The 16,639-nt window shown below is 61.3% G+C and carries 27 protein-coding genes; 12 read left to right on the top strand and 15 right to left on the bottom strand.

Translation table 11 applies throughout. The features are described from left to right. Positions 1 to 32: 32 nt before the first annotated feature. The 11 genes from B3E91_RS14195 to B3E91_RS14145 form a co-directional block, all read right to left on the bottom strand. A complete protein-coding gene (locus B3E91_RS14195) occupies positions 33 to 473 on the bottom strand; it encodes a VRR-NUC domain-containing protein (RefSeq protein ID WP_287030032.1) in 441 nt (146 codons plus the stop codon). Next, positions 466 to 837 carry a hypothetical protein gene (locus tag B3E91_RS14190; protein WP_287030031.1) on the bottom strand — a complete coding sequence of 124 codons (372 nt, stop codon included), beginning with the start codon at positions 835 to 837 and terminating at the stop codon, positions 466 to 468. The genes B3E91_RS14195 and B3E91_RS14190 overlap by 8 nt, the downstream gene beginning before the upstream one ends. Before the next feature lie 45 nt (positions 838 to 882). Further along, positions 883 to 1,866 carry a tyrosine-type recombinase/integrase gene (locus B3E91_RS14185; protein ID WP_287030030.1) on the bottom strand — a complete coding sequence of 328 codons (984 nt, stop codon included), beginning with the start codon at positions 1,864 to 1,866 and terminating at the stop codon, positions 883 to 885. Continuing rightward, positions 1,863 to 2,138: a hypothetical protein gene (locus B3E91_RS14180; RefSeq protein ID WP_287030028.1), complete on the bottom strand. Its 276-nt coding sequence runs from the start codon at positions 2,136 to 2,138 to the stop codon at positions 1,863 to 1,865. Before B3E91_RS14180 ends, B3E91_RS14185 begins: the two co-directional genes overlap by 4 nt. Beyond that, a complete protein-coding gene (locus B3E91_RS14175) occupies positions 2,131 to 2,349 on the bottom strand; it encodes a hypothetical protein (protein ID WP_287030027.1) in 219 nt (72 codons plus the stop codon). The genes B3E91_RS14180 and B3E91_RS14175 overlap by 8 nt, the downstream gene beginning before the upstream one ends. Continuing rightward, complete coding sequence (locus B3E91_RS14170) at positions 2,342 to 3,220, bottom strand: DHHA1 domain-containing protein (protein WP_287030026.1); 879 nt, start codon at positions 3,218 to 3,220, stop codon at positions 2,342 to 2,344. Before B3E91_RS14170 ends, B3E91_RS14175 begins: the two co-directional genes overlap by 8 nt. Next, the gene (locus B3E91_RS14165; RefSeq protein ID WP_287030025.1) at positions 3,213 to 3,917 is read right to left on the bottom strand and encodes a replication protein P; all 705 of its coding nucleotides are present in this window, start codon (positions 3,915 to 3,917) and stop codon (positions 3,213 to 3,215) included. Before B3E91_RS14165 ends, B3E91_RS14170 begins: the two co-directional genes overlap by 8 nt. Continuing rightward, on the bottom strand, positions 3,898 to 4,785 hold the full coding sequence (locus B3E91_RS14160; protein ID WP_287030024.1) for a DnaT-like ssDNA-binding domain-containing protein: 888 nt from the start codon (positions 4,783 to 4,785) through the stop codon (positions 3,898 to 3,900). Before B3E91_RS14160 ends, B3E91_RS14165 begins: the two co-directional genes overlap by 20 nt. Beyond that, complete coding sequence (locus B3E91_RS14155; protein ID WP_287030023.1) at positions 4,782 to 5,564, bottom strand: Rha family transcriptional regulator; 783 nt, start codon at positions 5,562 to 5,564, stop codon at positions 4,782 to 4,784. Before B3E91_RS14155 ends, B3E91_RS14160 begins: the two co-directional genes overlap by 4 nt. Before the next feature lie 73 nt (positions 5,565 to 5,637). Continuing rightward, the gene (locus B3E91_RS14150) at positions 5,638 to 6,261 is read right to left on the bottom strand and encodes a hypothetical protein (protein ID WP_287030022.1); all 624 of its coding nucleotides are present in this window, start codon (positions 6,259 to 6,261) and stop codon (positions 5,638 to 5,640) included. 40 nt (positions 6,262 to 6,301) lie between these two features. Then, positions 6,302 to 6,496 (bottom strand): hypothetical protein, encoded by a 195-nt coding sequence (locus B3E91_RS14145; protein ID WP_287030021.1) that lies wholly within the window; start codon positions 6,494 to 6,496, stop codon positions 6,302 to 6,304. A gap of 89 nt (positions 6,497 to 6,585) precedes the next feature. Here B3E91_RS14145 and B3E91_RS14140 point away from each other — a divergent pair, with 89 nt between their 5' ends. The 4 genes from B3E91_RS14140 to B3E91_RS14125 are packed head-to-tail and all read left to right on the top strand — an operon-like array spanning position 6,586 to position 9,699. Continuing rightward, complete coding sequence (locus B3E91_RS14140) at positions 6,586 to 7,434, top strand: S24 family peptidase (RefSeq protein ID WP_287030020.1); 849 nt, start codon at positions 6,586 to 6,588, stop codon at positions 7,432 to 7,434. A gap of 20 nt (positions 7,435 to 7,454) precedes the next feature. Beyond that, a complete protein-coding gene (locus tag B3E91_RS14135; protein WP_287030019.1) occupies positions 7,455 to 8,066 on the top strand; it encodes a hypothetical protein in 612 nt (203 codons plus the stop codon). 6 nt (positions 8,067 to 8,072) lie between these two features. Further along, positions 8,073 to 8,636, top strand: a complete 564-nt coding sequence (locus B3E91_RS14130; RefSeq protein ID WP_287030018.1) for an ImmA/IrrE family metallo-endopeptidase — start codon at positions 8,073 to 8,075, stop codon at positions 8,634 to 8,636. After that, entirely contained in the window at positions 8,626 to 9,699 is a 1,074-nt protein-coding gene (locus tag B3E91_RS14125; protein WP_287030017.1) for a beta family protein, read from the top strand. The genes B3E91_RS14130 and B3E91_RS14125 overlap by 11 nt, the downstream gene beginning before the upstream one ends. Here B3E91_RS14125 and B3E91_RS14120 read toward each other — a convergent pair. Both B3E91_RS14120 and B3E91_RS14115 read right to left on the bottom strand, forming a co-directional pair. Continuing rightward, entirely contained in the window at positions 9,687 to 10,301 is a 615-nt protein-coding gene (locus B3E91_RS14120; protein ID WP_287030016.1) for a sce7726 family protein, read from the bottom strand. The two genes, B3E91_RS14125 and B3E91_RS14120, sit on opposite strands and share 13 nt — an antisense overlap. Before the next feature lie 77 nt (positions 10,302 to 10,378). Further along, a complete protein-coding gene (locus tag B3E91_RS14115) occupies positions 10,379 to 10,696 on the bottom strand; it encodes a DUF1654 domain-containing protein (protein WP_287030015.1) in 318 nt (105 codons plus the stop codon). Between the two features lie 494 nt (positions 10,697 to 11,190). On the opposite strand from B3E91_RS14115, the gene B3E91_RS14110 reads away from it, so the two are divergent. Beyond that, positions 11,191 to 11,838, top strand: coding sequence for a hypothetical protein (locus tag B3E91_RS14110; protein WP_287030014.1), 648 nt, complete (start codon positions 11,191 to 11,193; stop codon positions 11,836 to 11,838). Between the two features lie 57 nt (positions 11,839 to 11,895). Here the strand turns inward: B3E91_RS14110 and B3E91_RS14105 are convergent, their stop codons facing one another. Beyond that, positions 11,896 to 12,273, bottom strand: a complete 378-nt coding sequence (locus tag B3E91_RS14105; protein WP_287030013.1) for a hypothetical protein — start codon at positions 12,271 to 12,273, stop codon at positions 11,896 to 11,898. Between the two features lie 192 nt (positions 12,274 to 12,465). Here B3E91_RS14105 and csrA point away from each other — a divergent pair, with 192 nt between their 5' ends. The 6 genes from csrA (at position 12,466) to B3E91_RS14075 (ending at position 15,425) form a co-directional block, all read left to right on the top strand. Next, the gene (gene csrA, locus B3E91_RS14100) at positions 12,466 to 12,648 is read left to right on the top strand and encodes a carbon storage regulator CsrA (protein ID WP_287030011.1); all 183 of its coding nucleotides are present in this window, start codon (positions 12,466 to 12,468) and stop codon (positions 12,646 to 12,648) included. A gap of 677 nt (positions 12,649 to 13,325) precedes the next feature. Further along, the gene (locus B3E91_RS14095) at positions 13,326 to 13,610 is read left to right on the top strand and encodes a hypothetical protein (RefSeq protein WP_287030009.1); all 285 of its coding nucleotides are present in this window, start codon (positions 13,326 to 13,328) and stop codon (positions 13,608 to 13,610) included. A 137-nt stretch (positions 13,611 to 13,747) separates the two neighbouring features. Continuing rightward, positions 13,748 to 13,927 carry a hypothetical protein gene (locus B3E91_RS14090; RefSeq protein ID WP_287030007.1) on the top strand — a complete coding sequence of 60 codons (180 nt, stop codon included), beginning with the start codon at positions 13,748 to 13,750 and terminating at the stop codon, positions 13,925 to 13,927. A 1-nt stretch (position 13,928) separates the two neighbouring features. Beyond that, positions 13,929 to 14,339 carry a hypothetical protein gene (locus tag B3E91_RS14085; protein ID WP_287030005.1) on the top strand — a complete coding sequence of 137 codons (411 nt, stop codon included), beginning with the start codon at positions 13,929 to 13,931 and terminating at the stop codon, positions 14,337 to 14,339. Next, entirely contained in the window at positions 14,336 to 14,596 is a 261-nt protein-coding gene (locus B3E91_RS14080; protein WP_287030003.1) for a hypothetical protein, read from the top strand. The genes B3E91_RS14085 and B3E91_RS14080 overlap by 4 nt, the downstream gene beginning before the upstream one ends. 43 nt (positions 14,597 to 14,639) lie before the next feature. Continuing rightward, a complete protein-coding gene (locus B3E91_RS14075; RefSeq protein ID WP_287030002.1) occupies positions 14,640 to 15,425 on the top strand; it encodes a hypothetical protein in 786 nt (261 codons plus the stop codon). Between the two features lie 479 nt (positions 15,426 to 15,904). On the opposite strand, the gene B3E91_RS14070 is transcribed toward B3E91_RS14075, so the two are convergent. Next, complete coding sequence (locus B3E91_RS14070) at positions 15,905 to 16,159, bottom strand: hypothetical protein (RefSeq protein ID WP_287030001.1); 255 nt, start codon at positions 16,157 to 16,159, stop codon at positions 15,905 to 15,907. Positions 16,160 to 16,243: 84 nt separating this feature from the next. Here B3E91_RS14070 and B3E91_RS14065 point away from each other — a divergent pair, with 84 nt between their 5' ends. Next, positions 16,244 to 16,627 carry a hypothetical protein gene (locus tag B3E91_RS14065; RefSeq protein WP_287030000.1) on the top strand — a complete coding sequence of 128 codons (384 nt, stop codon included), beginning with the start codon at positions 16,244 to 16,246 and terminating at the stop codon, positions 16,625 to 16,627. Positions 16,628 to 16,639 lie beyond the last annotated feature (12 nt).

Raw genomic sequence — 16,639 nt, 5'->3', positions numbered from 1 at the left:
CGGCAAGCGGGTGTCTGGCCCGTGGCGCCGCTTCACCCCTTCACCGCCCGCGTGGGCGAATGCGCCATGTAGCCATCGATCACCTGCATCGCCTCGTCCATGCCGCGGCATACGAGTGCCATGTACCCCTGCTGCTCCACGGCCATGAGGAACGCAGTCTGCGAGGGCGACACTGCAGCGTCGTGGGGCGGCGTCGCCTTGAACTCGATGTACAGCCCGAACCATCCGCCGCGCGCCATCGGCAGGCAGATGTCGCTCACCCCGGCTTTCACACCCTGGGCCTTCAATTTCGCGGCGACGGCCTTCACCCGGTGGCCGCCGTTCGCCGGGTGGTACGCCAGCTTCCACGCCAGTGGGTGGCGCACCTGCATCCAGCGGAACAGCGCCGCCTGCTCCATCCCCTCGTAGTCGACCGAGGGGGTGCGGCGCGGCGCGGATGTCCGCTTCCACTTCTTCAGCAACGCCTCACCCATGGATGGCTCCTGCCCGAGGCCGCCGGCGCACCTTCGATTCGCACACCTTGCAGCGTTTCCAGGAGCCGGCCTCGAACATCGGCCAGCGGCTGGTCGAAACCGCGGGCACGCCGCACAGCGAGACCCATTGCCGCTCCCTGCCCTGGGCGCCGATCCGGTCACTCGAAATGGGCCTGAACAGATGCGCTTTCACCCCCACGAAGCTCGCCTTTCCCCAGCCCTCGCGCTCCATTGGGCGCCCGCCGATCTGGATGCCCGAATCCGGCTCGAACACACCGATCTCTGCAAGGCTGGCAGCACGGATCAGGGCGGCGTAGGCATCCGTCTTTTCGCCTGGCTTCTGCTCGTTTTCCATGTTTTCCATCTACCTCTATTGGAAATGGGATTTATCGCCGAAAGCCGCGCAGCACTAGGCCGCCACGTCATTCGTGGAAGATGTGGTTTCGGGTGTTTTCAGGCCGTGCGCTTCGGTGAATCCGCGCTCATCCAGCCACATGTGCCAACGCTCGAGCGCCTCGCGGCGGAGGTCGATCACGGTCGTCTTGATGTAGGTTCCGGCCAGCTTGCCCATCGAGTGATTCAGCAGCAGCTCGCCCACCAGGTAGTCGATGCCGATCTCCGCCCACACCGTGCGCGCCAGCTTGCGCAGATCGTGGCTGCGCCATTGCCGGTGGCTGATGGCACGGATCATCGCGCTCGACTGCTCTTTCGAGGGCGCCTCGCCACCCTGCAGAGCGAACACCCACGGGCTGCCCCGGCGCGCCGCGTGCTGCCGCTGGCGGTAGCGATCGAGCAGCGCGCACACCTGGGCCGTCAGCGGCACCGTCAACTCGACACCGGTCTTGGTGTTCTCGGCCGGGATGATCCACACCCGCTCCGCCAGGCTGATGTGCTGCCAGCGCGCCATAGCGGTTTCGGATATCCGCGTGCCATGGGCCAGCATCATCAGCGCCAGCAGGCCGCCCACCGCGTCATCGTCGAACGCCTTGCACAGCGCTGGCACCAGAGCCGGCACGTCCACCGGCAGCAGCCCGGCGGCGCGCGGCGGAAGCTGCCCGGTCCAGAAGTCCCGCCAGTTCACCGCCGCCAGCGGGTTCTCGGCGATGCGCCCCTGCCGCTCGGCGAGCGCCAGCGCCTGCTGCAAGCCCTGCACGGCCTTATGCACCGTGTGCGGCGAGTGCGTCTGCTGCATCGGCCACACCAGGCGGTCATCGATCACGGCGCGGTTCAGCTTCTTCACCGCGAGCGCGCCCAATGCGGGAATCACGTGGCGACGGATCAGGCTGCGCATCGTGCGGCGGTAGCTGGCAGAGACGGACCGGTTGAGTTCGAGGCGCTCGACCCACCAGGTCAGCACCTGGCCGGTCGTCCGCAGGGCCGATGGCTTGCTCATGCCGGCACCTCGTTGGCCTTGGTCAGCGGAACGTAGCCGTCGCCTCGCAGGGGCATGAGATGGTGGGGCGAAAACCTGTCACCGATGGGGTCGCCTTCACGCCGAACGATCCAGAGATCGGAGTCGGCCGTGAATTCGTATCCGGTGCTGTCCCTGCACCGATCCCCCTTTGGAATGAAGTGGTAGAGGACGACCTCGGACATGGCCGGCCAGTCGACACCCTCGACGAGGGTGAGAGCCACATCGCCCGGGGCGAAGCGATGCTCACTCATGGCGGCGATCCCCTGGCAAGCAGGACATCGTCTTCTGCCCAGCAGACGTGACGACTACGCAGGTTGCGTCGATGGTTTCGTTGTAGAAGGTCCCCACAGTGTCATCGCTGCCGAGCACGCCGATCAGGTGAACTACGATGGCAACAGATGCCAGGACAGAGAGCGCCAGCGACGCGAACGCGGCGGCGTTGGATTGGCGCGAGTCACCCATGGCTCACCCCACCCGCCAGCGCATGCCCGTGTGGCACGCGGAAGCCCGAGGCGTTGCGGTGCCCGCCACCGCCGTACTGCTCGGCGATGGCGCCGACGTCCACGCCGTTGTCGCTGCTGCGCAAGCTGAACACGCGCTCCTCCGCCGCGTCGTAGTAGGTCGCCGAGAAGGGTTCGCCTTCGAGCAGCACGTGGCCCACGTCGCTGGCCATGGTGTACGGCGCGTTGACCACCGGCACGTCGTAGTCGCCGATCATCATCCGGCGCTGCGAGGAGCGGATCACCGCCGCAACGTCCTGGCGCTGCTTGCGCTCGATCGCCTCGCCATCCTTCAGCAGCTGCTCCACGCCGCCCTCCATGAAGCGCTCCCACACCTCGAACTCCTGCGGGTAGCTGAACAGGCCAGCCATCACCTCGCGGGTGAAGCCCAGGGAGAAGCGCCACAGGTCGCGGTCCTCTATGTAATCGACCAGTGCCGGGCGACCCCAGCCAGGGTTCAGGAAATCCCACGTCAGGCCCGCTCCGCTGCGCCGCATGTCGAACATGGCCGAAAGCCGCAGCTCTCTCTGGCGCCATGCGTGATAGCCCATCGGCGCCTCCGGCAGCGCCGCCAGCGCCTCGGCCGCCGTCTTGTGGTGATCGATCACCAGCACTTGCTCGGCAACGTCCGCCATCGCCTGCAACGTTTCCAGCGGGTAGGAAAAGTCCACCACCAGCACCACCGCGCCGGCGACATCCGGCGGCGCCGAACCGTACTTGGCCGGGTGAAACTCCACGTCGCGCCCCAGCGCGCGCCACACCGCATAGGCGGCGCCGAAACCATCAGCGCAGCCGCCGTGGTAGATGCAGATCACGCGTTCTTGTTCAGCCATGGTTGGCTCCTTGTCGATTCAGTCCCATCCGCTTCAGCAGCTGCTCCCGGGCGCCCTGCCCGGTGCCTGCCAGCCCCTCCCGCTCCAACCGCGCGCGAATTTCCTGCTCGGCGTGTTCTTCGTGCACCTGGGCGGCCGGTTTGCTGCCGTCGTGCGCCAGGGCCAGGCGTGGTGGGGTGAGTTCCTCGCCGCAGGCCACCTGCAGCACCAGTTGCTCGTAGTGCGCCTCGAAGGCCTTGCGCAGCGCGGCGGTGCGGTAGCCATCGGCGGTGCGCAGGTCGTGCGCGCCGGTAGCGATCGCGGCGATCTTCACGGCCGGGTGGCTCCAGCGGTGCCGGGCGTTCATCGCGTGGCTCACGGCCTCGCGGTAGGCCGCGTCCATCGTCGGCAGCCCCACGGCCTCGGGCCGGGGCCGGCAGAGCGCCAGGAAGTCCCCATAGCTGGGCAGGCTCTTGCTGGCCCGCCCCACCTGGTGCTCGGCGCCGAGGCGCATCAGCGCCAAGTCGAACAACGGCTTCGGCACCTTGGCCAATCCCATGCGCATCCAGCTCGCCTTGGCCGCGCGCAGCTTCGCCGGGTCACCGGCGGGGAACTCGAACCGGAAGGTCGCCGCCATGCCGGTGTCGGTCTGCAGCGTTGCGAACACCAGGTTCACCCGCGCCGCCAGCTCGGCGCTGTCACAGAACGTCGATCCCATCGGCCCAGCTGGTGTCGGTGAGGTTTTCGGCGAGGGTGATGCCGCGGCCAGCAGCGCCGCCACGGGTTGCGGTCGAGTCATGGGTTGCTCCAGCGGCCAGCGTGGCCCGGTTGCGCACGGCGTGCTGCACCAGGCGGCGGCACCAGTCGGCGTGGGTGAATTCGTGAGGTTGGGTGAGCCAGTAGCCGGTGAACTCGCCAACCAGCGCCGGCGTGATCGCCTCCAGCGCCAGCCCGGCGGTGCGCAGCGGAAAGCGCAGGTTCACCTCGTCCGGCTCCCAGTCCGCGTGCATCTCGAACCGCCGTCGCCGGTCCTCACCGGAGGTAGCGTTAGCTACCGAAGGTGAAGATGAAGAAGAAGAGGAAGATGTAGAGCCGTCACTTTCGTGCGGGGTGGGTGCTGCCTTGGGTGCTACACCCTTGCTCGCACCAAAGCCCCCCTTGGGTGAAGGGTTGGGGTCATCACCATTGCTCGCACCAAAGCGCGAATTCTCCCCCCGCTTGGTGCGCACATACTCGTCACGCACCATTCGCGGCGAGTACCAGATCGGGCCGGCCTGGGCGGCGATCAGCTCCACCGGCTCGCCCTGCTTCCGGCCGCTCACCGGCGTGTAGATCATCGGCTCGCACTGGCCAGCCTCAGCCCCGTACAGCACGCCCTTATCCACCAGCTCGCGCACCAGCGAGATCGGCGCGCCCAGGGCCTGGGCAATCTCCTTGAGGGACCAGCGCAGCACGCCGTAGTGGTCGCTGTCGTGCATCAGCCCCATCAGCTCGATCCACACGCCCCGCGCGCCCCAACTGCAGCGCCGCAGCTTCGCGTTGTTGCGCCAGTCGGCCGGGTAGAACTGGAATGCTGGGCGCTTCACAGCAGCCCCCTGGCCGAGTACTCCTCAGTCACCACCGTGCGCCGCACCAGCTGCGCCGGCACCGGCAGGCGCTCCAGCACGTCGGCAGGGCGGTCCTCGAGCAACAGGTGGCCCATGCCGACCACCAACCGCTCGCAGATGCCATCCACCACCTCGTTGAACTGCGGCACCGTCTCCAGGCCGCGGCGCTGGCATTCCTCCCAGATGCGCCGCTCCGCCAGGCTGATCTGCGCCAGCGCGTGGTGGCTCATGCGGTCGCGCGGCGTGCCGCTCTCCATGCCATAGAGCTTGCGCAGGGCCTTGGCCGTACCCGCCACCCCGCCGGTGAGCGCGCGGTAGATGCGGTTGGTGGCGTTCTCGTGCGCCCGGCGGCGTTGGTTCTCGCTGCCGTCCAGGGTGCCGATGTAGTCGTGCAGGCTCTTGAACATCGCCTTGCCGATGCGCCGCTGCTCCGACCATGCCGCGTCACGGCCACCTGTCACGGCGTGTTGTTTTGCAGCGTCCTCCAGCTCGCGCCAGCGTCGGATCACCTTCATCCGCAACGGCGCGCTGTAGCCGGTCAGAAGGCAATCCGTGTGGTCGCGGTCCAGCCGGTACTCAGTCTGCGGCCTATTCCGGCTGTCCGAGTAGATGTGCCCAAATTTGGATGCATCTACTTCGAGGTCTTTTAGCATCACCTCGATGTCGCGTTTGACGTGGGAGTGCCGCTTACCGGTCAGCGTCGCAATCTCCCGGCTCGACATCGTCAGCGGGTTGTCGCTCTTGGTCACTTGGCTCATAATCGCTCCAGTGAATGATGTGTTGCGTTGTTGAAGAAGCCGGGCTGCCACCCGGCTTTTTTGTGCCTGCAATTCAGCTCACCACGTGCAGGGGGCTCACCCCGCGGTGCGCGGCCAGCTCGTTCTCCATCCGCCGGCGCATCTCGTGCGCACGGCTCTCCACCGCCAGCAGTGCGGCGATCGCGTTCGGCAGCAGCGGCAGGTCGCTCGCATCGATCTTCCCGTCCGCCAGCACCGCGCCGGCGTGCTCCACCACCTCGCCCAGGCGAACCACCAGCTGGCCGAACGCCGTCACCGCGCACCCTTCAGTGCCGGCCGCGCGCGCGCCGATCAGCCCGTGCCGCGCCGCCAGCTCGTTCAGGCAGCGCTCGCGGTACTCGGCGTCCAACGCCTGCACCCACGCCTCCTCCACCCAGGCCGGCAGCTCCACGTCGCCGCCAAGCCAGCGCTGCACCTTCTTCAGCCAGGCGCCGGCCTTGGTCAGGTAGGCCGCGCCGTCGCCGGTCTTTTCCAGCGCCAGCAGGTCGGGCACGCCCTTCTCCGCCGCGCGCACCGGCACCAGCCGGTACAGCTCGCGGTTCAGCGCATGGGCGAAGTGGTCCTGGCTCAAACTCGTGCGCGCGATCATCTCGGCGGCGTGCGCCACCAGCACTTGGTCGCGGCTCTCGGCGTTATGTCGTGGACTGGACGTATTCATGGGGCGGCGCACCTCGTACGCTGGAATTCGTGGGTAGTGATCAGGCGGTTTGCGCCGGGACATCTGCTTGATTGGCCAGCAGCTGACCTTCGGAGGCTTTCTCCAAAACGCACTGCTGCTGGAAAGAGAAACCGCCAGCCGTTTTGCACTGCGATACGCGCCCAGGGCTCACGCCAAGGGCGTCCGCAATAGCTCTGCCGGTTTTGAAATGGGCAATCGCCTGGTCATAGGTCATTGCTGGTCTCCATTGATATCTGCGGAGTTTAGAAAAGTAAACCACGCAAGGCAAGGCATCTAAACCAGGAGAGGTTTAGTCTTCTAAACATGGATTTCTCTCATCGACTCAAAAGCCGCATGCAGGCCCTCGGAATGGGGCCTAAAGACCTTGCGGATAAGATCCCTGTCTCCAAGTCGGCGGTGACGCACTGGACGAACGGGACCAATGAAGCCAGCGGGAAGCGCCTGCTCGCTCTCGCTGCAGCGCTGAGCTGCAATGCTGCTTGGCTTGCCACTGGTAAGGGTCCAACAGGATTTGAGGAAAATCTGGTGCACGAGGCGCAATCGGCGTACGGAGAAGGAACTTCCCGATCAGCCGCTGACGCAGTGCGGGAAATGCTCGCGCGAAGCGGGAGATCGCTGAGCGATGAGAAGATGGGTCGAATAATCGAGGCGATCGACTCGCCCGACGAGTCGCCAGCTCGCAGCAACGTCGTGACCGGCGGCTTCACCCGCAACGTAAGGGTGGCCGAGGGCGACATCCTCATCCCGCAGTACGACGTGCGCGCCGCCATGGGCGCTGGGCAGTTACCGGCCGAATACACCGAATTCGTCCGCAACGTGATCGTGACCGCCCCGCAACTCGAGCGGCTGGGCCTGGACTACACCTCGCCGGCCAACCTGTCGGTGATATCGGGCTGGGGCCAATCGATGGCGCCGACCATCCAGGACAAGGACCCGGTGATCGTCGACCGCGGCATCACCGAGTTCGTGGGCGACGGCATCTACGTCATCACCTGGGACGGGATGCTCTACATCAAGCGCCTGCAAAGGGCAGACGCCGACCATTACGAACTGATCTCGGACAATTCGAAGCACAAGGACCGCATAGTGAAGGCGGATGAGGTCATGGTGCATGCCAAGGTCTTGCTAGTTTGGAATGGCCACAAACTCTAGTGTCAGTGACGGCAGCATCCATGAGTAAAGAACAATCAGACGCCAGTGCGGGACCATTACTTACTAGGTTTCTACTAGCAACGGTTTTTTGCACTTTCATTAGCCTCATTATTGTGTTGGCCATACTTCTTTTCACCCCGATAACCGAAATTTTGATAAGTCATACTAAATATGTAGCAACCGAGCCATTCGCTGAGTTCGGCCAATATGAACAACTGGTCGCACAGCGAATGCTACGAGAAAAGACATTAATAACAGTCGACGCACTGTGGTCCATGCAAGTATCGTTCTACCAAACCATTATGAGCATTTTGGTAGGCCTTAATGCTGCAATCTTAGGAGTGGCGTTTTTCATTATTCGGGCCTCGTCGAAAGCCGAAGCCACCCGAGAGACCGCAGCAAGGTTTGATGATTACACGAATAGTGGAGACTTTGCGAAGCTAGTTCAGCGAAAAGCAAAGAAAGAGATAAGCAAAATTAATGCCACATACGGGGATGTATGGGACAAGTTAGAATCCCAAGGTCTTGATATCGACCGGATCGATAGAATTCTCCAGCTTGTTACGGCTCGTGTGGCAGTTCTAGACACCACGGAAGACGATTCCGAAAGCAGCGACACGCTTTCCGGGTAGGCAATTATGGCATTTATTAGAAAAAACTCATCGAAGCCTGGCGGCTCAATAAAAAATCTAGAGCAGTCCACGCCTGATGATCGCAACTTATCTGTGGAACAACTTCGAGATTTTGCGCATAGACAGGGCATCGAAACCAATCCCTTGGATGTCCATGGCCTAACTGCTGCGCTCGGTATTGAATTCGTGTGCATACCTATGAGCGATGAAATTTCAGGGGCGCTTTCATTAATTGAGGGTTCTACTCGCTGGCTCATGAAAGTCAATGCCCTACATCATCCCAACCGGCAGCGATTTACCATAGCTCATGAACTAGCCCACTACTCGCGACATAGATTTACTCACAAAAGTTTCGTCGATCAGAATTTCTTTAGAAATGGAGAAACAAGTTCGATGGAAATTGAAGCTAATAGATTTGCAGGCGAGCTTCTTATGCCAGAATCTGATTTCCGTCATTTTGTGTCGATATTTGGCGGGAATATCGAAGCTTTATCGCAGCATTTTAGAGTATCAACGCTCGCCGTTCGCGTGAGAGCTAAAACATTAGGAATGAAGGGACATGGACTTTAGCAAAATCTGCTATTACCCTATCTTGAAGACAAAGGACGCGGAACTGCGAGCCATAGGTAATTTGGACGACCTAAGCTTCAGTCAGATCCTTCCGATATATGAACTCACCAAGTCGAGAATCACCAAATCAGACTCCATCGGGGACATAGCGAAACGCCTAAGCCAAATCCGCGAAATTCAACAGAATCGCCCATTCATTCTTGACGTTACTACAGACCCTAAGCAGGTCAATAGTCAGACTGAAAGCATGCTCACACCGGATAACGGGTATGAATGCTGGAGAATCTTCCTAGCAGCGCATAGTGATCTGCGGATAATTCCAGCGATACACGTCGACTTTGAGCTCGACGAGAATCTGAGGGAGACAGGTGCGCTTGTTCGCCTGGCGAGTCGAGTTTATCCAAACTTAGCCATTCGCATCCCTCCAGGATTAGAAGACGCCGAGTATGAAGAAGTATTCAACGCAATTACTCCATATCTAGGGCAGGCTCGCCTACATGTTCTGCTCGATTCCGGCTGCATCCGCAAGAAATTTAAGTCAGAAGGCAGCCTAGCTGGAGTTAACACATTGTTTGCCGAATCCATTCAATCTATCTGTCGACTCCGCAATGCTTCTACCTGGATGCAGCAGTTGGTCTGCGCCTCGGGCTCTTTCCCAGCCATTGTGTCCTCTGAGGGTGGTGACGAAAGTGGCAGATTCGAAATTCTTGAGCACACCCTAAACCAGCAACTTCACCAGCTATTCCCTTTCGTGAAACTTGGTGATTACGCTTCAATAAATGCTCAACAAACGGAGATGAGAGCAGGCACATTTGTGCCTCGAATTGACTTTTGCACTAATAATGACTTTTATTACCACCGCTTCAGACGCGATAAGGGCGGCTATATAAAATGTGCAACTGAAGTCCTTCGAAACTTTAACTATCAATCATTAGGGACTTGGGGCGACGAAGAGATTACAGCAGCCGCCAACGGCAATCCTTCGGGTATAAGCCCTTCATTTTGGATATCAGTTCGCGCAAACAGGTATATGACCAGCCGAGTTAGACTTTACGCTTCCTGAGCGATTTGTGCGGATGAAAGGCCCAGTGAAAAAAAATCGTCTAATGTGACAACCCTGCCCACTTCACTTCTGAGAAGGCGTGTTTGGGGCCCCATTCTTTCCGCTAGGTATTTAACGAAACCTACCTTAATGTCTTGCTTGCAAAATTGGCGTTTAATTTGCTCACATAGATCGAATTTCGACTTAGCACTGACTGAGAAATGGCGCCGAAGATAATCGGACGGCATCGCATCCAATATCACAAGCGCATTCTGCTTTAAAACTTTTTTAGGTGACCTTCGCTTGATGATTCCATCCTCTCCACAAAAAAAGATACCAGTTCGATGGGATGCTGTTTTTTTGACATCCTGGAAGTGCTTGTAATCGCACACGACGGTTACGTAGTCAAACAACTGGAAATAGGAGTCCAATTGATTTTCCAGCCTTGCTGTTTTGTCGAAGGCTGACTTGATCTCATAACCATACAGCTCACCTTCTTTTACACAAATCAAGTCAGCACGACACCTTCCGAAGTCGAAAAGAAATTCGGACGCTAACACCTCGACGCTACTCTCTCTTAACAATTCCTGAACTAGAACTCGCTTTATTTCCAACTCTTTCATAGATCAACCCGCCTAGGCACCCATGGAGTTTAGCTCTTAACCTCTCGATCGCGCTTCAGTACGAGACGAATCGCTGCTCAGAACGGCACCTTATCCCAAACCACCTCCATCTCCCCCACCTCCTCCACCCGGTGATCACCTTCGCTCGGGAGCGCCCAGCGTAGCTTCACGTCCCCTTCATCGTTGATCCACATCTCGATCCCCTCCTCTTCCCGCAGCAGCTCCAGCACCTCCTCCCAAGCGTCGTCCGGGTCCGTGTCCAGCCGGTAAATGGTCACCTGGCGATCGGCCTGCGCCTTTGGCGCGTTGATCATCGCCGACACCCGCAGCGCCAGGCGTTCCACACCCGAAATCCCGCTGCCATTCTTCTCCGCTTGCTTCTTCTGCTTGGTCACGCGCCTCTCCTTTCGCTGTATGTGCATACAGTATTTCCAATGGGACGGAAGGGCAAGCCGTACTCGTGACGTTTAGATATCTAAATTTATTGTTGACTCCTTCGGTTTAGTTTTCTAAATTAAACCCATCGCCGGCCACACCCGGCGGGCAGCGAAAGCAGCCACCGCTCTTTAAAAACCAGCGCCATGAACAGCTAGCCGCACACGCGGCGAGGCAGCCCGAGCGATCTCCTGGCGGGCGAAAGGAATCCAGGGGAAACACCAACAGACCGTAGTGCCTCTACCGGCGACCGGCGATCCGACAGGCCCGAACGCCTGCCCACGACAGGACAACCCTGGACGGCGGATCGAGGGCGAAACGCCCGAACCGCGCGAACGACCCGGCACGCACTACGCCCCGCCCACCGGGCGGCAATGAGCACCACCACCGCATCACTGATGCGCCTTGGCAACAGGGCGCATTGGGATGCCAACCAACGAATCGAGTAACCGCCATGCCGAACTGGGTCACAACGAAGATCAACGCCACCACCGAGGTGATTCAGGCACTGCTGAATGAGGAGTGCCAGGTGGACTTCCAGCAGATCGCGCCCTATCCAGGGACCTTCACTTGGAATGGTGTGTATGGAGATGCGGAAACGGCGGCGGAGCTTGTCTGCGCCGTTCCGGTTAGTGATCACCCCCTGCTGGCAGACCTGCAGCGGCACGGCCGCTCACGGGTCAATGCCGTGCAGATGAGCGATGAAAGCTTCGAGCAGTTCGTCCAGATGCTGCGAAACAAGAGGATCACCGGGTACTTCCACACGATGGACTTCGCCCGCGATGTCTGGGGCACGAAGTGGAACGCGTGCCGACCGAAGCATGACTTGGAAGCTGGCACTGCTGAGTTCGAAACGGCCTGGAGTTTCCCGGAACCCATCCTGCTGAAGCTATCCCAGCGGTTCCCTGATACCCCAATCCATGTCCAGTACGCGGACGAAGACATCGGCAGCAACTGCGGCGAACTCACCTTTCTTGGTGGTGCTGCTACCGCGCGCAACGAGGCTGGCAACTGGAACAGCATGTCACCGGAAGACCGAAATCGCTGGACCGCGTTCGCCTATCAGGTGACCGGCGCCGAACCGGAGCCGGATGAGGAATAGCTCAACAGCTCAGATGCACCGTGGCAACAGCGGGGCGCCGGTATACGGCATTCAACATCACCGCGGCGGCTCGGTTGTGTGGGGCCGATGAGCCTGCTCTTCCATGTGATGCCTCTGCCCCAACTGCTTATCCACTATCGTCCTTGCATATGCGCCGGCGATGTAAGTCGCGAGTACCGCGGAGAAGGTGACCATGTACATCACAAGCAGCGCGATTTCATGGCGACTCGCTGGGCCATCCTGGATGGTGAAGCTGACAAGCTGGTAGATCGGCATCAGGACCGAGAAGGCGTGCATTGAGTAGCGAAGGCCTCGCGAGGCCCAACTCTTTACCCGCAGCCTTTGTTCATCCGTGGCCTTTGCGAGCTCGAATACCGCAACGATCAACGAAAGAACAAGCGTGATTGCTTCGGTAATCCCTATGTGCAAATCCATTTGATGCTCCTTTCAACTGACGGCAGATAGTACCCGCTATCGGATAACCCTATGTACATCTCGGCAACTACCTCGCAGGCGTGCTGTCCGGCCTGCTGAACGGCGCCGTGCTGTGGATCAAGGCCCGCCGGCGCCATCGCTGAAAACATCTCAACGGGCACCCGCCCGGGCAATCGACCAAGGAGAAGGACAATGCTCATCCTCACCCGCCGAGTAGGCGAAACCATCCTCATCGGCGACGACATCACCATCACCGTCATGGGCATCAAGGGCGGCCAGGTGCGCATCGGCATCGACGCGCCGAAGGACGTCGCCATCGCCCGCGACGACATGGTCAAAGGCCGCTCGCAGCCGGAGCCGGCCGAGCCGCTGTAACACCTCCCTCCCCCGTGCCGGTTCGGCATGCACACGGGTTAGCGCGGCCAACATCAACCGCAGAGCAGGCGGCTCACCGCCCGGCTCAAAGCGCCCGTGTGTTCGAGTAAATCGGAAGTCTGAGGCGACCGCTGAAGGGCGGCGGCCTCGCTACCCCAGTAGCTGCGCTGGGAGACGAAAGAGCAGCCCGAGAAACCCCATGGGGCGTATCGGAAAGAGCGCGGGATGGAAAAAATGACTGCCCCAGCCGCATCAAGCGCAATTCCCGGTGCGCGCGGCCCATGAGTTGGGGATACCGCTCTTTTTCCGATGCTCCCCAGCATCACCCCGCCGAGCTGGCCGGCGGCCCCTTGACAGGGACCTGCGAATAACGCGACCGGGCGCGGTGCCAGACCCCGGGCACGACCTCGGCGAGCGGCCGCCACCCCTCCAACGCCGCGCCCAACTGGAGATCACCCCCATGAACTAGCTCATGCGATAGCGCGTGCTCGGACATAAGGCGGCTTGTGTCGAGCGACTCACCCGAGCGGACATCCACGTCCGCGCACGCTCGGGTGTTTCACCTATGCGCGGCGGTCCGGTTGGCGCCCGGTTTGGGAATCAGCGAGCCATACGCATCCGGCCCTGGGCATGGCAGAAAAAGGCCTACCCATACACCGTAATGGAGGGATGTCATTGTGGAAGAACAACTGACGCTCGACGGCGAGCCCGTCCAGAAACTGCTGCATTGCTACATCGTCGGTGAGCACGACTACTACGCCGCCAGCACACCCGAAGAGGCGCTTCAGAAGCACGCCGACATGCTGGAGTGCGACGTTGAAGACCTCGACGACGAGTGCGAAGAGGTGACTGGCGAACTGCTGGATAAACCTTGGCAGGACGACGACGGCGTGCCGCTTGGCACGCTGCGCCAGTGGCTCGCGGAAGCCACCGGACCGGAGTGGCTCTCCGGCACCGAGTAGCCCGCAGCCCTGCACCAGCAGGGCACCGCCCCATCCCCTGATCCCCATCCGCATGCGCTCTCCCCGGCCCCCATCGGGCACGTCGCCGTGCGCGCAGAGCGCAGCCGCATGCAGATCAACCCACCGAGGCAACCACCATGGCACCGATCCAGATTCGCAGTGCTTGCACGCACGTGCTCGGCCCCAATCCCCGCAATGGCTACTGGCACTTGGTTCAGTCCGGCCGCGTGATCGGCTGGGCGAAGACCTACGAAGAAGCCAAGGCCCGCCGCGAACGCTTCGAGAAAGCCGCCAGCACGCCGGCGGCGGTGGCCTGACATGCTGGCCCACGACGAACCCATCTACGACCGCATCAACACCCTCGCGAGTCGTGAGCAGGCGCGCCAGCAGCTGGCCGCCCAGGTGACGGACTTCGAACGCAACGGCGGGCAGGTGCAACGGCTGGACGGGTTCCAGGCCGCCACCCCGCCGCCGCCCACCAGCTGGAACAGCAGCATCACCCGCCAGCGCAAGATTCGGCGCCAGCACGAACTGTTGCAGCAGGTCTTGGCCGAGCAGATCCGCGAGGTGGCCGTGGTCGAGACCAAGCACGGTCCAATGCGCCGCACCAGCAGCGACGTCCGCCTCAAGCTCAAGGCCCGCGGCATCAAGGTCAACACCCTGCAGATAGAGCAGATCGCCGCGAAGTACCTGATCGAGCTGCGCGACGACGGGCGGGGCCGCGTATGACCGCCAAGACTCCCGCGCAGCGCCAGGCCGAGAAGCGCGAGCGCGACCGGCAGACGGAAGAGGAACGCCTCGCCCGCCTGCTCTCCCGCCGCCTGCAGATCGACCTGTTCAAACGCACCGATGCCATGCTCATCGAGATCATGGCCACCGCCCACATCGAAGAGCCGCAGGACATGCTCCAGCGCCTCATCCACGGCGCCCATCGCCTCGCCCACCAGGCACCCGCGGTGTTCGCCGAGCTCGTCCGCCTGCCGTAGCTGTCACGGCAACCTGTCACACCTAACCATCAAGGATCGACCCATGACCCAGCAAACCCTGGAGGCGCTCCTGTGCGAGCGCGTTTCTGCCTACGCCGCCAGCGACCGCCCGCGCGAACTGATCGACGCCGGCATCGAAAAGATGTTCAAGGATGTCGTCGACGACACCTTCCGCTCCTATGGCGACTTCAGCAAGGCCATCAAGGACGCCGTCAAGAGCGCGCTTCCGGCCAACGTCAGCGATATGTTCGAGCTGACCCGCTACAACGCAATCGTCGCTGCGGCGCTTCGCGAGCGCTGGGAAGAGGCTGCAATTCAGTCGCTGATACTCAAAAGCGCGGACCAGGCGATCAGCGAGGTGCTCACCGGAGAAGGCCTGATCACAGGCGAAGTGTCGCTGAAGGCGCTGCTCGAGGCCTTCGTCGATGCGAACAAAGAGGAAGCCCTCAAGGAGGGCTGGGAACGTCCTGAAATTCGTTTCGAGGAAGACACGCGTTACGGTTCCACGTTCCTGACGATCTTCTTCGATCCGGAGCCGGAATCCTCCTACCGCGCGAGTGGCTACAACCGCGATCGGCGCAACGACTACAGCCTCAAGCATCGCATCTCCGTACGCCTGACCGGTGAGGAGCGCCCTGGCGCCAACCAGTGGGAGTCTGCGACGCGCATCGGGAACGTCTATTCCGCCTGCCTCGATGACAAGAAGATCGATCTCAAGATGAGCGTGCGCAGCAACTGGGAGCGCATGCTCGCCGCGCTGTACTTCGGCAACGCCGTGCTCCTGGTCGACTGCGAGCCGGACGACTTCTCCTACGGCATCGACGACTGAAGGCCATCACCCGGACGGCGCCCACCGCCCCGCCCACCAAGCGCCCGCGGTGTTCGCCGAGCTCATCCGCCTGCCGTAGTTGTCACGGCAACCTGTCACGCTGCCCTTTATAGGTGTTGACCGGTCAGGCCCAGCACTAGCAGGTCATGTGAACCCGTTCACATTTCGTGATGGCGATCTGGAACCATGCCGGCGCTGGGGTGCCCTATCAACGTCCCGCATCACGATGAGGCGGGACGCAGTCGCAGTTCGGCCAGGGTTGGCCGATGAGCTAAGCCCAAAGCAGGAAGCGGCCACGCCAAGGCGGCGTTGCTCCAAGGCGAGAGGGTGAGCAGACCGGGCAGCACGCCCGGGTGTTCGAGCTCAGCGACCTAAAGCGTGCATTACTCGCTACCCCCAAACGGCGAGATAAGCAAAACAGCGCTCAGGGAACGAGACTGAAAAGGAGGCCCACGGGCCTCCTTTTTTTCGCCCTTGCATCACACCTCGTCCAGCGGCACCACGCCGGTGTGCGCGGTGTACTCGCCCGCCATGCCGCGCACCCGCGCGCGCAGGTCCAGCGGGATCGACTTCATGAAGTGCACAGCGTGCCCGGTGATGTGCCCGGCATCGTCCAGCAGCTCCTCCTCATCGATCATCCATTCCTCGAGCTCCTCGAGGGTGATCCCCAGTTGCTCCGCCAGCTGCGCGTGGTAGCGCGCCTGGTCGCAATCCTCAATCCGCTCATAACTCATCGCCGTCACCTCTTGGCCTACTCGTCTATGTATGGCCCCGGTGGCGCGCGGCAGTTCATCAAGGCATCCGCCTAGGAGATACTCATGAGCACATTTGCCGTATTTGGAATGACCCGTGAACAGGCCGTAGCGGACGCCCGCAAACGAGTCAAAGCAACACGCCAGACGCCCGGCGGCGAGGTGGCTATCCCTATGACTGAGTGGCTGGCCCTCTGCGAACGACGTGCTGATGAGACCATGGCAGGCACCAAGACCAAGCAGCTCAGCCCTATGTTCGACGCCCCCCAATTTGCTCAAGATTTCATCGCAGTAGCGCGTCGTACCCTGCAATGCAGGGACATGCACATTAAGTGTCGCGTGCCGATGACTGACGCTTTGGGGAATCCATTGATGAATCGAAAAACAGGGGTTCAGAAGGTTGGCTGGAAAGCTCACGGATCCCAGTCGGCCAAGCCCATTGGGGCGTGATTGCTTTCTCTC

Origin of the sequence: Pseudomonas sp. UBA6310 (assembly GCF_002438225.1) — a bacterium.
Classification (GTDB): Bacteria; Pseudomonadota; Gammaproteobacteria; order Pseudomonadales; family Pseudomonadaceae; genus Pseudomonas_O; species Pseudomonas_O kuykendallii.
This window is presented reverse-complemented; position numbering and strand designations above follow the sequence as displayed.

What these genes read in the sequence shown, in the direction of transcription:
- B3E91_RS14170 (WP_287030026.1), bottom strand. Translation starts at nt 3,220, where the DNA reads ATGGCTGAACAAGAACGCGTGATCTGCATCTACCACGGCGGCTGCGCT.
- B3E91_RS14150 (WP_287030022.1), bottom strand. Translation starts at nt 6,261, where the DNA reads ATGAATACGTCCAGTCCACGACATAACGCCGAGAGCCGCGACCAAGTG.
- B3E91_RS14070 (WP_287030001.1), bottom strand. Translation starts at nt 16,159, where the DNA reads ATGAGTTATGAGCGGATTGAGGATTGCGACCAGGCGCGCTACCACGCG.
- B3E91_RS14145 (WP_287030021.1), bottom strand. Translation starts at nt 6,496, where the DNA reads ATGACCTATGACCAGGCGATTGCCCATTTCAAAACCGGCAGAGCTATT.
- B3E91_RS14140 (WP_287030020.1), top strand. Translation starts at nt 6,586, where the DNA reads ATGGATTTCTCTCATCGACTCAAAAGCCGCATGCAGGCCCTCGGAATG.
- B3E91_RS14125 (WP_287030017.1), top strand. Translation starts at nt 8,626, where the DNA reads ATGGACTTTAGCAAAATCTGCTATTACCCTATCTTGAAGACAAAGGAC.
- B3E91_RS14085 (WP_287030005.1), top strand. Translation starts at nt 13,929, where the DNA reads ATGCTGGCCCACGACGAACCCATCTACGACCGCATCAACACCCTCGCG.
- B3E91_RS14175 (WP_287030027.1), bottom strand. Translation starts at nt 2,349, where the DNA reads ATGGGTGACTCGCGCCAATCCAACGCCGCCGCGTTCGCGTCGCTGGCG.
- B3E91_RS14165 (WP_287030025.1), bottom strand. Translation starts at nt 3,917, where the DNA reads ATGGGATCGACGTTCTGTGACAGCGCCGAGCTGGCGGCGCGGGTGAAC.
- B3E91_RS14190 (WP_287030031.1), bottom strand. Translation starts at nt 837, where the DNA reads ATGGAAAACATGGAAAACGAGCAGAAGCCAGGCGAAAAGACGGATGCC.
- B3E91_RS14075 (WP_287030002.1), top strand. Translation starts at nt 14,640, where the DNA reads ATGACCCAGCAAACCCTGGAGGCGCTCCTGTGCGAGCGCGTTTCTGCC.
- B3E91_RS14135 (WP_287030019.1), top strand. Translation starts at nt 7,455, where the DNA reads ATGAGTAAAGAACAATCAGACGCCAGTGCGGGACCATTACTTACTAGG.
- csrA (WP_287030011.1), top strand. Translation starts at nt 12,466, where the DNA reads ATGCTCATCCTCACCCGCCGAGTAGGCGAAACCATCCTCATCGGCGAC.
- B3E91_RS14110 (WP_287030014.1), top strand. Translation starts at nt 11,191, where the DNA reads ATGCCGAACTGGGTCACAACGAAGATCAACGCCACCACCGAGGTGATT.
- B3E91_RS14180 (WP_287030028.1), bottom strand. Translation starts at nt 2,138, where the DNA reads ATGAGTGAGCATCGCTTCGCCCCGGGCGATGTGGCTCTCACCCTCGTC.
- B3E91_RS14105 (WP_287030013.1), bottom strand. Translation starts at nt 12,273, where the DNA reads ATGGATTTGCACATAGGGATTACCGAAGCAATCACGCTTGTTCTTTCG.
- B3E91_RS14195 (WP_287030032.1), bottom strand. Translation starts at nt 473, where the DNA reads ATGGGTGAGGCGTTGCTGAAGAAGTGGAAGCGGACATCCGCGCCGCGC.
- B3E91_RS14090 (WP_287030007.1), top strand. Translation starts at nt 13,748, where the DNA reads ATGGCACCGATCCAGATTCGCAGTGCTTGCACGCACGTGCTCGGCCCC.
- B3E91_RS14065 (WP_287030000.1), top strand. Translation starts at nt 16,244, where the DNA reads ATGAGCACATTTGCCGTATTTGGAATGACCCGTGAACAGGCCGTAGCG.
- B3E91_RS14185 (WP_287030030.1), bottom strand. Translation starts at nt 1,866, where the DNA reads ATGAGCAAGCCATCGGCCCTGCGGACGACCGGCCAGGTGCTGACCTGG.
- B3E91_RS14080 (WP_287030003.1), top strand. Translation starts at nt 14,336, where the DNA reads ATGACCGCCAAGACTCCCGCGCAGCGCCAGGCCGAGAAGCGCGAGCGC.
- B3E91_RS14130 (WP_287030018.1), top strand. Translation starts at nt 8,073, where the DNA reads ATGGCATTTATTAGAAAAAACTCATCGAAGCCTGGCGGCTCAATAAAA.
- B3E91_RS14120 (WP_287030016.1), bottom strand. Translation starts at nt 10,301, where the DNA reads ATGAAAGAGTTGGAAATAAAGCGAGTTCTAGTTCAGGAATTGTTAAGA.
- B3E91_RS14155 (WP_287030023.1), bottom strand. Translation starts at nt 5,564, where the DNA reads ATGAGCCAAGTGACCAAGAGCGACAACCCGCTGACGATGTCGAGCCGG.